The organism is Candidatus Abyssobacteria bacterium SURF_5, assembly GCA_003598085.1.
GTDB lineage: Bacteria > Abyssobacteria > SURF-5 > SURF-5 > SURF-5 > SURF-5.
In genome coordinates this window covers 1-13,354 of record QZKU01000058.1, presented here as the reverse complement: position 1 = coordinate 13,354, position 13,354 = coordinate 1, and the positions used below count along the sequence as shown (strand labels likewise).

Below are 13,354 nucleotides of genomic sequence, written 5' to 3'. Positions count from 1 at the left end.
AATACCCTCTGCGACATTGCTCTATTCCTCTTTCACCATAAAAACCCTGTCTTTGTGCCCTTTCACTCACTTCCGAATGTCGGGTTGCGGAATCGCTGGGCTGTTCTCTTCCAGATTTGATGAGAACATAGAAATATGCTACACTAGCAATCAGTTCTATTCATAATCAAACAGGAATGAAAGTGCTTGGAGGCTGCGGATGACGAGAGCTAAATCGTCGAACATGCTCTACGTTGCGATAGCGGGCGCATTTGGAAGCGGATGCACCACCAGCGCCGAATATCTCAAGAAGGAATATAGATTCAAGCATATTTCACTGTCCAGTATCCTCAGAGATTTTTACAACCTCCCGAAGGGTCTTTCTAGAAGCGAAATGCAAAATTACGGAGATAAAATCAGAAAGACGAAGGGCAGCCAAATTTTGATGCAGCTTGCTCTTGACAAGTTTCTCGGATCTGGTCGAGTTCGCAAAGCAGTGAGGCGGGTTGTCATAGAGACAGTCCGAAATCCAGAGGAAGTAAGATTTCTTCGGAACCTTATCCCCCATTGCTATGTTTTGGCTCTTTACGCGTCTGAAGAAGACAGGATGAGGTGGACAAATGTCAAAAATCAGCAGGAACGGGACGAGTTCCTGGACGCCGACATGAGAGATAGCGGAGATTTACAACCTGAGTACGGTCAGCAAGTAACTGATTGTGTGAATATGGCAGACTATTTCATTAACAATGACAAAGACAAGGGTAAAGCGAAACCTCACAAGCTTTACGATGACTTGGGAGATTTCTTCAAGATTGTATCAGGAGAAGCTAGTGATAAAGTGGAGAAGGCCGTTCTCATGTCGCATGCTTTTATGCAGAGGCTTCTTTCAAAGTGCCAAGGAAGGAGAGTTGGCGCGGTCATAGCAGATGGATTGAATGTGATCTCGACGGGATGGAATGGAGTGCCCGAAGGAATATCAGATTGTAAAGTTTGCAGGCGGAAAGAATTGCTGAAGTGCGAGGGATGCAGGGACAAGGAAATCCAGATCACGTTAGCAGAATGCAGTTGCGGATATGATAATAGAAGAAAGAGAAGCCTTCTTGAAAAGCACTTGGACTTGTGTTATGCTGTGCACGCTGAGGAACGAGCAATATTGAGGGCAATAAGAAAGGGAATATCTTTAAAGGGGACGACCCTCTATTGTACGACCTTCCCTTGTCTGATGTGCGCAAAAATGATTCTTGAGGTAGGGATAAAGAAGGTTGTTTACGTGGAACCGTATCCTCATAGCGAATCAGAAAGAATTTTTGAGCTGGCGAAAGCCAAAGCCAAGGATCAGGATTTTGACTTCGAGAGATATACTGGTCTCACTGCACGACATTTATATGGTCTGCACGCGAGGGGTGATTGAAGATGGCGGCGCAAAAGGACAATCGGAGCGGTGAAAGAAGAATTTGCACTGGAAGTGAAAGAATTGTTGGGCCGAAGGGGCCAAGTCTGAAAATGCAGCAGTTCTTCGCCACAGCATCTTACCGCGCAAACACGAGCGCAATTGCAAGGCCTGCGAACAACAGCAAATCAAAGAAGTAGGATGCGCTCCCAAAAGAGCTTGCGTTGAATATGTGCATTTCTCTTAGGGAAAGCGTACTTCTTTTCTCCACCCCCAAAAATCCACCTTCCGTTATCGACTCTTCAGTTTCCGTGCTCCTGTTCAAGCGGCGGCGTGTCCGCCATGAAATCCAGGATATGCCGCGCGATCTCCTCGCCCTTTTCTTCCTGAAGGAAATGGCCGGCGTCGCGGATGGTGATTTCCGGCCGCTGTTTGGCCGATGGAATCAGAGCGCGGAAGAAGAGGTCGCCGCCGCGCGTGATCGGGTCGCCATCGGAGAACATCACAAGCGCCGGCTTCATCCATTTTGAAAAGACCTCGCGCGCGCGCCGCATCTCGGCCGCGCCCGGATCATCCTTTCTGATGGGAACCAGCAGCGGCCATGCCTGCGCGCCCGCCTTGTATTTCGGCTCGGGGAACGGCGCTTCATATCCGCGGATGATGTCGGGCGTGAGCCGGTCGGGGTCGGCCATCGCCATTTGCATGAGCTGACCGATCGGCAGGTCGGGCGTCCGCTCGACGTAATTGCGCCAATTCATGAAAGCTTCGGAAATCTCGCCCTCCCCGGTCGGCAGGCCGGTATTCATGATGACCAGGCGGGCGAATCGGTCAGGCAATTCGCTGGCCGCGCGGAGGCCGATGAGGCCGCCCCAGTCCTGGCAGACGAGGGTGATGTCCTGCAGGTCGAGCGTTTCGAGGAATTCGACCAGAAAATCGCGATGCATCTGGAACGAGTACTTGCTCTTTTCGGTGTACTTGTCGGATTTGCCGAACCCGATGAAATCGGGCGCGATCACGCGGCGTTGTTTCCGCAGGACCTTGATCATTTTGCGATAGAGGAACGACCACGTCGGCTCGCCGTGCAGGCAGAGGACAACTTCGCCGGCGCCCTCGTCAACGTAGTGCATCCGGCATCCCAGCACGTCGGCATAATGCGACTCGAAATCGTAGTCCGGCAAATTCTTGAACCGCTCCTCGGGCGTGCGAATGATAGGCATTTGGGGGTCTCCTTGTTCGCCAGCGGAAATAATATATTCAAGGCCTCACGGTATTGTTGTTCGACAAGCAAATATATCGGATTAACAGGATTTGTTCAAGCTTTTTCTTCACATCATTTTCAAAATGATTTTCCGTCGTATATAATCGATCACGTGCGATAGAGGATTGACAACGGGAGGTGACCGATGAAAGCGCTCGTAACCGGCGGCGCCGGATTTATGGGAAAACATCTCGTGCGGAAGTTGATCGAGCAGGGCGACAGCGTCAGGTGCCTGGTGCGCAGGACCAGCAGGAAGGCTCCGCTCGCGGAAATGGGCGCCGCACTCGCGGACGGCGACATTACTCATTATGAGTCCGTGCTTGAGGCGGCAAAAGGGATCGATATCGTGTATCACGCCGCCGCGCTGGTCGGCATGGGGCGGTCGCGCACGGAATTCTATCTTGCGAACGTCGAGGGCACGCGAAATGTGCTCAAGGCATGCGAGACTGCCGGCATCGGTCGCCTGGTGTACGTGAGCACGCAGTCGGTTACCTTCGATTTCACCGACAAATACAATGCCGACGAGACAACGCCGTATCCGCCGCGCTACAAGGACCATTATTCCGAGACGAAGGCTCTGGCCGAGCGCGAGGTGCTCGAGGCGGCAAAGAGCGGGCGGGTGAGCGCCGTAGCCGTTCGGCCCACGTGGGTGTGGGGCCCGGGCGACACGACGATCATGCCGATCATGGCGAAGCTCGCGCACCGGCGGCAGCTATTCCTCATTGGCGGCGGCCGTGCGGAGACATCGACCAGCTACGTCGAGAACGTGTGCGACTGCCTCATCCTCGCAGGCCGCAATATGAAGATATCCGGCGAAGCTTTTTTCGTGACCGACGACGAGCGGATCACCGCGCGCGAGTTCATTACGAAAATGGCCGACGCCGCCGGCTTCCCCCACCCCAAAATTTCGATCCCCTACTCGGTCGCATACGCTTCGGCGGCTGTGGCGGAAAAGCTGCATTCGCTAACCAGTTCGAAGAGCGAGCCGCTCATGACCCGCTACGGCATCGCCCTCACCGGCCGCAATCTCACCTTCAGTTGCGAGAAAGCCAAAAGCATGCTCGGATATCGTCCCGCCGTAACCATCGACGAGGGCATGCGCCGGCTCTCCAATTGGGTCCACCTCTCCGGCGGCGCGCGGAATCCGGGCATCTGACAGCATCCCTGAAAGGGCTGCCACTCCATTTGGCGCATCATCGATAATTCCGCGGGGGCGCTTTTCGCACCGGCCTCAAATGCTTGTGAACGAAACCGATGTTATGTCCCCGCATTTTGGGGAAGATCGGTAAGGGAGGTGATGCGGCGAATGCCGCACTGGCGGGAGATGTCCATTGCGTGGATGACGAAGCCGTAGGGGACATCCTTGTCCGCGCGCAGGACGAGCGAAGCGTCGGGTCTGTTTGAAGCCGATTTGAGCCGGACGCGCAGTTGCTCTTCATCGACCGCGACGTCGTTGAGAAACATGTCGCCCGCCTTGGTGAGCGTCAACACCAGCGGGTCGAGCGTGTTGGGCTCGCCGGTCTTCGCTTTCGGGAGTTCGAGCTTGATGCCCGGGTGTTCGGCGAACGTGGTCGAGACCATGAAGAAAATGAGCAGCAGGAACATGACGTCGATGAGCGAGGTGATATTGATCGCGGGTTTTTTTCGGCGGCGCTCGCGGACCTTGATCATAGAGTCTACCTCGACAGTTCCTCGTGTTCCAGGTGCAGCCGCTCGGCCTGCTCCGCCTGGCTCCCATACAGCTTGTGAATCAGCATATTTGCGAAGCGCTCGATTTCGAGCATGTGGTCATCGACCCGCTTCGAGAAGTAGCTATGGGCTACGAATGAGGGGATGGCGATGAAGAGGCCGACGATCGTGGTGATGAGCGCCTCGGAGATGCCGCCCGACAGGATCGATGCTTCGCCGATGCCGCGCTCGACGATCACGCCGAACACGTGGAAGATGCCGAGCACGGTGCCAAGTAGCCCGAGCAGCGGCGAGATTCCGGTGATGATTTCGAGCATCAGGAGGCCGCGCTCGTGAGAGGTGACCTCGCGGCGGGCGGCCGACTGGACGAGCTCGATGTTATCGGCGCGCGCGAGCCTGCGATTGATCAGGCCTGTCTTGATCACGCGGGCAAACGGCGTATTGATCCGGTCGCACAGCGCGAGCGATGCGACCATCTGATCGTCGCTCTCGAGGTGTTCGACCATCCCGGCGATCTCGGGCGAAATCACTTTTCGCGCGCGGAGACTGTACGCCTTTTCTATGATAATGGCAAGCGCCAGGATCGAGCAGATCAGCAGCGGGATCATGGTGATTCCGCCGGCTTTCATCAAATGGAGCGACGTTTGCACCTCACGCCTCCTTCACTTGTATTTTCATTTGGAGCAAGATTACCTCTTTCCCTCTGAATTCCTAATCATATTGGAAAGTGAACCGTATGTTCAGCGGTTTGTTCATGAATTCCTCAGGCAACCCGACCGCTTGCGAATATGGAATGGGGCCGAACGGCTGCGCATCGTTGATTGAAGAGACGCACACGAGCGGAAAATAGGGGTCGCCCTCGGAGGAGTTGACCGACATATCCGTCACGCGCCCATCCGGCTGAATCTTGAAGTCGATGACGGCTTTCGAGACGACAAGGCCGGTGTACTTCGTCACCAGTCGCGAAATCCACTGCCGTTCTACCGCCTGTTTCATCGCGAGCAGGTACTCGCCGAAGAAATGACGCGATGCGGCATATGAAAGCTCGCCGGTTATCTCCGCATCCGCATTGGTATTGCGCGGGCTGGCGGCTGAGACGACGCGCGAAGACTGAGCTGGCGCAACGGGCATCGAGACATCGGCGGACTTTTTCGCCAACTGGATCACTTCTTTCTTCGCAGTATCGAGGTCAGGCTCCATCTTCGCCTGCTGGAGAGGCTCGGGCTCGATCGATACCCCGATTTTCGCATCTTTTTTTGTCTCCGCCGGCTCCTTTGCCGGTGGCTGTTTTTCCGGCTGTCTGACAGGTTCTGCCGGCTTGGCGGGCGGCGCCGGCTTCTGAGCCTGCCTGGGCGTCTCGGGGGGAGAGATCATCTGCGGCCTCGTATCGCGCGCGTCAGGATTTTTGCCCTCCATATGCGGCGCGTCCGGCAGCTTTTTTTCGCTCTGAAAGAGGTCTTGCGCGCGGGTGTTTTTGTCCGACATCAGCCTGGCGCTTTTTGGCGCCGCGTCGACCTTGGCCGAGTCCGGAGTTTCGACGAGTTCGAATCGCACGATTTCCGGCTTCTTTTTTGCCACAGCAATCTGCGGCGGCGCAAGCAGCTTGCGCGAGATGACATCCTGGTCGAAGGCCGCAAACGCTCCCATATGAAGCAACGCCGACGCCAGAAGCGCAACACGAAAGGAACGAGAACCCGCCACGGAAATGTACCTCCAAGAGCGGAAGGGAATTTGACTTCAGGATTGCCGGCTTTGGAATTCCGGGGACACGTTAAGCAGGCTCCCTCATTTACGAGCGACCTCGCCGGGGCCGCCGGTTACACGAAATCAAGTATCTGCGCAAGCTGTTCTACAGTGTGCGCCGGCCGGTACGGACTGAAGGCATCCACCTTGTTCTGGTTGTACCAGACAGGCTGTATCTCCACGTCGCGGGCGCCGAGCACGTCGCTTCCATACATGTCGCCCACGTGCATCGCCTCGCGAGGGGAAATCTTCATCCGCTCGAGCGCGATCTCAAAGATTTTCGGCGCCGGTTTGCGGACGCCCTCGATTGAGGAATCGACGATCACCTTGAAGAAGTCGGCGATCCCGAGCGCCTCGCATTTCGTGCGACAACTGCCGTCATTGTTCGAGATGACGCCGAGGCGGTATCCTTTGTCCCGGAGCGCGCCGAGCGTTTCGATCGCGCCATCGGCAAGCGCGCGCTCGTACGGCTGGTCGTCGAACTTGCGCAGAATCTGCGGCAGAAGCGTCTTCCAGTCGATCTTGACGCCGAGACACTCCCCGAAATGGTGGAGAAACCGCATCATGTATTGGCCATCCACCGAGAGCGAGCCCGATTGATGATCCACGTACACGAGATAGTCGGCCTTATTGAATGCGTGCACGACCTCGGCAACCTCATGCCGAAACCCGAACTCGGCGAGCAGATCGGCCACCCGATGCAGATATGCGGGCCTGCCCTCGACGAGCGTGTCGCCGAAATCGAAGAAAACGGTCGAAATCTTTTTTTGTTTATCCGTCATAATTACATTACCGTTGCAATCCGCGGTTCGTTCGTCAGTTTATCCTTGTTTTTCTCGACGCGCTCGATGATGCGGTCGAGCGTCTCGAGCATCTGCGGCTTGTCTCCCATGAATTTTCCGAAGACGGGGACGAGGTTGGAGACGTGGTCGCTGTGGAATTCGGAGCCGATGCCGTCGAGGCACTCGATCAGGAGGCGCTCCTCCATCAGCATCTCGAGCACATTCGCCGGCAGGTATTCGCCCTTCTCATACGCCTCGAACATCGGCGTGCCGGGGATCAGCGTCATTGTGCGCACGCGAATGAAATCGGGAACGATCGCGTTCAGGACGCGCGCGCTTTCGCGGGCGTGCGATTCCCATCCTTTCGAGCCGCCGACGCCGAGCATGAGATATTCGGAGAGCTCGATGCCCGCGGCTTTTATCTTGCGGCCGGCCTCGATCATGTGTTCCGGCGTCGCCCCCTTCTTGATGTACTGCAGCAGGTTGGGGTCGCCGGTTTCGAGGCCGAGGTGGAGGCGGTCGAGGCCGGCTTCGGCCAGGCGCTTGAGCTTTTCGGGCGCCATCAGCGCGATTGTTTTCGCGCGGCCGTAGCTGGTGACCCGGTGTATCCTTGTGAATTTCGAGCGCAGATAGCGCAAAATCTCGACGAAATCAACCGTCTTGATGACCGGGCTGTCGGCGTCGCCGATGAACACGTTCATCGCGCGGTCGCCGTAGAATTCGAGGGCTGCGTCGATATCGGCTTTCATTTCCTCGACCGACCGCGTCTCGAATTTCATTCCCTTATACATGCCGCAGTAGGTACAGCGGTTCCATGGGCATCCGCGGGTAACGCGCAGCAGCATGCTGTAGGCCTCGCTCGGCGGCCGGAACGGCGGAAGTTCATACACCATAATCGAAATTCCTCATACTTCCAAAGGTAGTCGAAAAGCCTTTTTTCATCGATTATATTTCAAAATTATAACACGTTGAGCGGCCAAATGAAAAATTCTTGGGGCATGCGATGAAAGAAAGAGGGTCGCGACCCCAACGCAGGCGGAGCAGGAATGACGACGAGGGAAATCCCCCTTAGTCCTCCCTTAGTCCCCCTTTCGTAAAGGGGGAATTTTACCTTCGGCGGGTCAGGATGAATCGACGGGCACGTTCCCGCGAGACGCGGGATGCCCCTACACGGGCATTTATTGGGTTCCAATGATCCGTGTGAATCTGTGTGCGTCCGTGGTTCTGTCTCTCTTTCTTCGTGGTTCGATTTTGTCTTTCCTCCGTGGCCGCGAGGCCCACGTGGTGGATGAATCAGTTCAAGGTCCAAAGTTCAAGGTTCAAGGTCAGAAGAGAGATCCTTCGACTGTGCTCAGGATGACGAACGGAGAGTTCATCGGCGTGTATCGGCGGGTTCAAGAATTCGTCTAATTCGTGCGAATTCGTGTGGTCGATGATGGGTTCGGGTTTCGGGTTCCAGGTTTCGAGTTTCAAAGTTTAAGGTTGAAGAAGGAACTCTCTCTTTCCTCTGTTTGCTCGTGTGGATGCCATTCAAGCTGATTGCAATTGTTCCATCGAGTCTGCTATTCTCTTAGGCAATCGAGCTCAGGCAAGATGGATGCGGCAACATTACGAAGGAGACCCGATGAGCGAGATTCCGAAGCCGATAACCACCCCTCCGAGCGAAGCCGAGCTTGCCGCCCGCCTCGACAAGGTGCGCGCCCTGATGGCGGAGCAAGGCCTTGATTACTACGTGTCTCACGATCCCGTCAACATTTACTATCTCACCAACTTCGCGAATTACGTGCACGAGCGGCCGTTCATTCTCGTGATCCCGCAGGACGGGACGCCGATGATGTTGTGCCCGCTGCTCGAAAGCACGCATGTTCGGGCGCGCGCCCGTGCGCCGCTGGAATATGCGACGTATTATGAATTCCCGGCTCCAAAGGGACAGATGTGGTTCGATGTCTTTCGGCCTCTCTTCAAGAAGGGAGGTCGTATCGGCGTGGAGCCGACTCTGCCGCTCTTCATCGCCGAGAAGACGCCGTCGGCCGCATTCGCCGTCACCGATATCATCGATGAGGCCCGGCTGATCAAGACCGACTATGAAATCGGCCGAACGGTTCACGCCTGCCAATTGATCAATGAGGGCCACGAGATTCTCCTGAAGATCGCAAGGCCGGGCGCGCTGGAACTGCTGATATTCAGCGAGGTCCAGAAGTTCCTCATGGAGAAGCTGGTGGCGGATATTCCCGACTTCAATTATTACGTTACGAAGGTCGGGGCGGCCGTTTTGCCTCCATCGAAGTCGCACGATCCTCATTTCGTGCCGACGCCGTTTCTCGCGATGGAGGAGGGCGGGCCGCACGTGTCCGGCGTCGGCGGCCAATTCGACGGCTACGGAGTCGAGGTGGAGCGCGCGTTTTTTCTCGGGCGCGCGCCGGAAAAGGCGAAGAGGCCGTTTGAAGTCTCGATGGCAGCCCGCGAGTTGGCGTACGAGCTGGCGAAGCCGGGCGCAAACATGAATGAGATCGACGAGAAGGTGAGGAAAGTCATCGTGGATGCCGGCTATGGCGAGCATATCCTCCATCGCACCGGCCACGGGCTGGGGATCACCGGTCACGAGGCGCCGTATCTCGCGCTGGGATATGATCGCGAGCTCGAGCCGGGGATGCTGATCAGCATCGAGCCGGGCATCTACATCGAGGGGTTGGGCGGCTTCCGGCATTCCGACTCGGTTTTGATCACGGAAACGGGGAACGTGAAGCTGACGCAGGCGCCCGAGCGGCTGGAAGAACTGGTGATCGAAACATAGCGAACAGCGCTTTTTCACGGTTTTGCTCCGGGGACAGGCGCCGTTCTATCACGCGAGGCGCGTGATTTCGCTCCGCTTTGCTCTGGGGACAGACACCATTCTACGTATTCAAAAAGGCATGAATTCCGTAAATGGAGTCAGTCCCCATCGCCTTGGGAAGCCATTTTTGAAACACTACGGTAGCGAATGTTCAACGGATGTGGAGGTGGAAGATGTCATACGGTTTGATGCGCAGGCTTCTCCTTTTGCTATTCGTGTTCTCCTCGGTTTGCTTTCTTTCCTGCGCGACTCCGCAGGTGAAGCGGCCGCAGGACCATTTTGGCGACAAGCGCGTTCCCGAGGCCGTGAAGGCGAATGACGAGGCGCGCGAGGCGATCGAGCAGTATCATTCCGCTTACGGGCCGAAGCAGGAGTACGGGTTGATCGCGGAAATGAATGTGGATATCCCGATGCGCGACGGCACGAGCTTGAAGGCGAACATCTTCAGGCCGGACGCCGAGGGCCGATTTCCGGTGATCATGTCGATGACGGCGTACATGAAGGACCGGCCGTGGCCAGTTCCGGAGGGTCACGAGGGCGAGCCGGGAGAATACCAGGTGTGGGAGCTGCCGAACCCGGAGCGCTGGGTTCCGTGGGGGTATGCGCTCGTTCGCATCGATATGCGCGGTTTCGGGCAATCGACGGGCAAATCCTCCGGCTTGAACGATCAGGAAGCCGAGGATTATTACGACGCCATCGAATGGGCGGCGCGCCAGCCGTGGAGCAACGGCAACATCGGCCTTTCGGGCGTCTCCTACATCGCGATCAATCAATGGTATGTCGCCGCGAAGCAGCCGCCGTCATTGAAGGCGATCATTCCGTGGGAGGGCCTGGCCGATCAGTACCGCGACAGCTTTTACCGCGGCGGCATCTTCTGCTTCCCGTGGGTGATGTTCTACGTCGGCGAGTTTTACCGCGACTACTCCGTTCGCGGCTGGCCGCACGCGCAGAATTACGAGGAGAATGCGCCGCCGGCCATCTGGGAATTCGTGTTCCATCGAACGGATGACGAGTTCTGGGCGAAGCGACGCCCGGATTGGAGCGAGGTGCAGGTCCCGCTTTACAGCGCGGGCAACTGGAACGGCTGGATGGGAGCCGGCCACCTGCGGGGGAACCTCGAGGGATTCAAGCGAGCGGCCTCTGCGAACAAGAAGCTTCGGGTGCACACCGGCGCGCATCAGGACGCGTATTATTCGGAAGAGGGATTCCTGACCCAATTGAGGTTCTTCGATTACTGGCTCAAGGGCATCGATAACGGCATCATGAATGAGCCGCCGGTAAAGCTTGCCGTGCGGACCGGGACGGGCCGTTTCGATTTCGACTGGCGCTATGAAAACGATTGGCCGATCGCGCGCACGGAATATCGAAAGCTGTATCTGAAGGCGGCAAAAGACGACTCGGCGGGCGGCTTTGCCGATACGCTGCCCGAAACCGAAACCAGTGTCACGTATGACGCGCCCGGCGGCTACACAGAAAACGATAATGTGGCTGTGTTTGTTTCCGATCCGTTTCGTGAGGACACCGAGATCACGGGCGAGATCAAGCTCAATCTGTGGGTCTCTTCAAGCATCAACGACATGAACGTGCACGCGGTAATGCTGATCGTGCATCCGACGCTGCATCCGCTGTTGCACAAATGGTATGGAGAGCGGGAGATTGTGACGGTCGGCTGGCTTTCCGCTCAGCACCGCGAACTGGACCCGGAACTCACGACCGCCTCGCGCCCCTATCACCGCCACAAGAATCTGCTGCCGCTCGAGCCGGGCGAGCCGGTGGAGATGCAGGTCGAGGTCTGGCCGACGAGCATGGTGTACCCGAAGGGGTCGCGCCTGGTGCTGACGCTCTCATCGGACAGTCCGATGACAATGCAGGGCTCGCGGGTGGGTCTGTATCGGGCGCGGCATGCGAAAGATACTATTCACACGGGTGGAAAGTACGATTCATATCTGCAGATACCGGTTGTGCCGCCGAAACGATAGCGGCTGAGTCGAGGCAAAAAAACCGGCGCGCCTGGATGGCGCGCCGGCCCAATCGTCAGCATGATGTATGATCGGGTATGAATTAATAGGCGCTTTCCTCGCCTGAAAGGCCTTCCTGATCCATCCGGCCTTCGTGGTCCATGCGGCCCTCTTCCTTCATGCCTTCAAATTCCCGTTCTGTCTCCTCGAAGGGAGCCAATTCACGTTCTGCTTCGGGCTCCATCTCCATTTCCTCGGCGCCATAGTATGCGCTTACTTCGCGCTCCATTTCGGAGGTAAAGCCTTCCTGGTCAAACCTGGGAGCATTCTCGAATCTGTCCTGCGTCACGTTGACCATGAGAGCATCCTGCTCGGGAGCAAGCTGAATGGATTTGAGCGGAACAGCGACTTGTTCTTCGCCCATTCCGAGGAACCCGCCGGAAGAGATGATACCGTACTTCAGCGTTCCATCCTGCCCAATGATGATATCGTCCAGATCTCCGAGCACTTCACCTTCGCTGCTCATCACGCTCTTATCCAGCAAATCACTTCCCTTGTAGAACCCCTGCATCTGCGTTCCGTCCTTCGTTACTTCACCTTCGCCGGCAGCAAAAGCCGGCATCGCTAAGAACGAGAAAGCAAACGCCATTGCCACGAATAAGCTCAATACTTTCATTTTTTTCTCCTCTTTTCACCTTATTTTGGAACCATTTTATTCGTACGCCCAACACTCTCTTCTCTATTAATACTATGTCATTGTCTGGCGCGTCCGGCTCTATATTTTTGCTTTTTTTTGCCAAAATTTGCTTAGAACCAATATCTCGGATAAAGTGAGAAAAGCGAACATGGGAATTGAGCTATTCTGCGGAGGATACTATGGGTTTCGTGAAGACATACGAAGAAATAGCGCAAATGCAAAGGGAAACCGGTGAGTTTTATGAGGCGCAGATGCTGGCCGTCGTCTGGGAGACGAAACCCGAAATTGTCAGGCGACTGCTGCCGCCGCCGCTCGAGCCGGCGGAGAGGCCCCTTGCATTCGGGTTTATCGCGGACTATCCGCGCACGAATTTTGGAGTAACCTATCTCGAAGCCGCTTTATTTTTGCAAGCTAGGTTTAAAGGCGAGACCGGCGCCTATTGCCTCTCGATGCCGGTTACAAACGATATGGCAATGGCCGGCGGCCGGGAGGTGTACGGGTACCCCAAGAAAATTGCGAAGATAGAATTGAATCGCGAGGGCAGCGATGTTGAAGGATGGGTTGAGAGACACGGTGTCCGTTTTCTCGATGTCCGGGCGAAACTGTCGGGCAAGTTCAATATGGAAGGCGCACAGGACGTTTTTTCACAAATCCTCAGCCAAAATGGCGACGGGGTTGTCGTTGCGTTCAATTTCAAGCATTTTCCGGCGCCCGAAGGCGGTGCATTCGACTATTCCCCGCGACTGATTCGCGAGGAGGTCGAGTTTCGACCATATCTGATTGAGGGTGGCGAGGCCGAAATCATCCTGAATCATTCCGAATACGATCCGTGGGACGAGGTGGAAGTGGTGAAAACGCTGGGCGCAATCTACACTCACAGCAATAATATCATGAGACGCGGTGCGGTGGTTGCCGAGGTGGACCCCGTCAGCGATTCCGCAACCCGACATTCGGAAGTGAGTGAAAGGGCACAAAGACAGGGTTTTTATGGTGAAAGAGGAATAGAGCAATGTCGCAGAGGGTAT

Annotated in this window: 13 protein-coding genes; 5 read left to right on the top strand and 8 right to left on the bottom strand. The window is 56.2% G+C overall.

Annotated features, from left to right (window positions below):
• Positions 1-199: 199 nt before the first annotated feature.
• Entirely contained in the window at positions 200-1,390 is a 1,191-nt protein-coding gene (locus tag C4520_08325; protein RJP22383.1) for a hypothetical protein, read from the top strand.
• 281 nt (positions 1,391-1,671) lie between these two features.
• Here the strand turns inward: C4520_08325 and C4520_08320 are convergent, their stop codons facing one another.
• Positions 1,672-2,586: an alpha/beta fold hydrolase gene (locus C4520_08320; GenBank protein ID RJP22382.1), complete on the bottom strand. Its 915-nt coding sequence runs from the start codon at positions 2,584-2,586 to the stop codon at positions 1,672-1,674.
• A gap of 186 nt (positions 2,587-2,772) precedes the next feature.
• Between C4520_08320 and C4520_08315 the strand changes: the two genes are divergently transcribed.
• Positions 2,773-3,783 (top strand): NAD-dependent epimerase/dehydratase family protein, encoded by a 1,011-nt coding sequence (locus C4520_08315; GenBank protein ID RJP22381.1) that lies wholly within the window; start codon positions 2,773-2,775, stop codon positions 3,781-3,783.
• Positions 3,784-3,884: 101 nt separating this feature from the next.
• Here the strand turns inward: C4520_08315 and C4520_08310 are convergent, their stop codons facing one another.
• From C4520_08310 to C4520_08285, 6 genes are all read right to left on the bottom strand, one after another.
• Positions 3,885-4,298, bottom strand: coding sequence for a biopolymer transporter ExbD (locus tag C4520_08310; protein ID RJP22380.1), 414 nt, complete (start codon positions 4,296-4,298; stop codon positions 3,885-3,887).
• Between the two features lie 5 nt (positions 4,299-4,303).
• Positions 4,304-4,966: a MotA/TolQ/ExbB proton channel family protein gene (locus tag C4520_08305; GenBank protein ID RJP22379.1), complete on the bottom strand. Its 663-nt coding sequence runs from the start codon at positions 4,964-4,966 to the stop codon at positions 4,304-4,306.
• Positions 4,967-5,027: 61 nt separating this feature from the next.
• Positions 5,028-6,017, bottom strand: coding sequence for a hypothetical protein (locus C4520_08300; GenBank protein RJP22378.1), 990 nt, complete (start codon positions 6,015-6,017; stop codon positions 5,028-5,030).
• Positions 6,018-6,133: 116 nt separating this feature from the next.
• Entirely contained in the window at positions 6,134-6,841 is a 708-nt protein-coding gene (locus C4520_08295; GenBank protein RJP22377.1) for an HAD family hydrolase, read from the bottom strand.
• A 2-nt stretch (positions 6,842-6,843) separates the two neighbouring features.
• Positions 6,844-7,734, bottom strand: coding sequence for a radical SAM protein (locus C4520_08290; protein RJP22376.1), 891 nt, complete (start codon positions 7,732-7,734; stop codon positions 6,844-6,846).
• Positions 7,735-8,134: 400 nt separating this feature from the next.
• Complete coding sequence (locus C4520_08285; GenBank protein ID RJP22375.1) at positions 8,135-8,314, bottom strand: hypothetical protein; 180 nt, start codon at positions 8,312-8,314, stop codon at positions 8,135-8,137.
• Positions 8,315-8,465: 151 nt separating this feature from the next.
• Between C4520_08285 and C4520_08280 the strand changes: the two genes are divergently transcribed.
• Both C4520_08280 and C4520_08275 read left to right on the top strand, forming a co-directional pair.
• Entirely contained in the window at positions 8,466-9,635 is a 1,170-nt protein-coding gene (locus tag C4520_08280; GenBank protein RJP22374.1) for an aminopeptidase P family protein, read from the top strand.
• A 197-nt stretch (positions 9,636-9,832) separates the two neighbouring features.
• Complete coding sequence (locus C4520_08275; GenBank protein ID RJP22373.1) at positions 9,833-11,653, top strand: CocE/NonD family hydrolase; 1,821 nt, start codon at positions 9,833-9,835, stop codon at positions 11,651-11,653.
• Positions 11,654-11,735: 82 nt separating this feature from the next.
• Here the strand turns inward: C4520_08275 and C4520_08270 are convergent, their stop codons facing one another.
• Entirely contained in the window at positions 11,736-12,308 is a 573-nt protein-coding gene (locus C4520_08270; protein RJP22372.1) for a PRC-barrel domain containing protein, read from the bottom strand.
• A 200-nt stretch (positions 12,309-12,508) separates the two neighbouring features.
• Here C4520_08270 and C4520_08265 point away from each other — a divergent pair.
• Positions 12,509-13,354 (top strand): hypothetical protein (locus C4520_08265; GenBank protein RJP22371.1); only part of this gene is annotated, 846 nt, incomplete at its 3' end.

What these genes read in the sequence shown, in the direction of transcription:
- C4520_08325 (RJP22383.1), top strand. Translation starts at nt 200, where the DNA reads ATGACGAGAGCTAAATCGTCGAACATGCTCTACGTTGCGATAGCGGGC.
- C4520_08275 (RJP22373.1), top strand. Translation starts at nt 9,833, where the DNA reads ATGTGGAGGTGGAAGATGTCATACGGTTTGATGCGCAGGCTTCTCCTT.
- C4520_08310 (RJP22380.1), bottom strand. Translation starts at nt 4,298, where the DNA reads ATGATCAAGGTCCGCGAGCGCCGCCGAAAAAAACCCGCGATCAATATC.
- C4520_08295 (RJP22377.1), bottom strand. Translation starts at nt 6,841, where the DNA reads ATGACGGATAAACAAAAAAAGATTTCGACCGTTTTCTTCGATTTCGGC.
- C4520_08290 (RJP22376.1), bottom strand. Translation starts at nt 7,734, where the DNA reads ATGGTGTATGAACTTCCGCCGTTCCGGCCGCCGAGCGAGGCCTACAGC.
- C4520_08320 (RJP22382.1), bottom strand. Translation starts at nt 2,586, where the DNA reads ATGCCTATCATTCGCACGCCCGAGGAGCGGTTCAAGAATTTGCCGGAC.
- C4520_08270 (RJP22372.1), bottom strand. Translation starts at nt 12,308, where the DNA reads ATGAAAGTATTGAGCTTATTCGTGGCAATGGCGTTTGCTTTCTCGTTC.
- C4520_08280 (RJP22374.1), top strand. Translation starts at nt 8,466, where the DNA reads ATGAGCGAGATTCCGAAGCCGATAACCACCCCTCCGAGCGAAGCCGAG.
- C4520_08315 (RJP22381.1), top strand. Translation starts at nt 2,773, where the DNA reads ATGAAAGCGCTCGTAACCGGCGGCGCCGGATTTATGGGAAAACATCTC.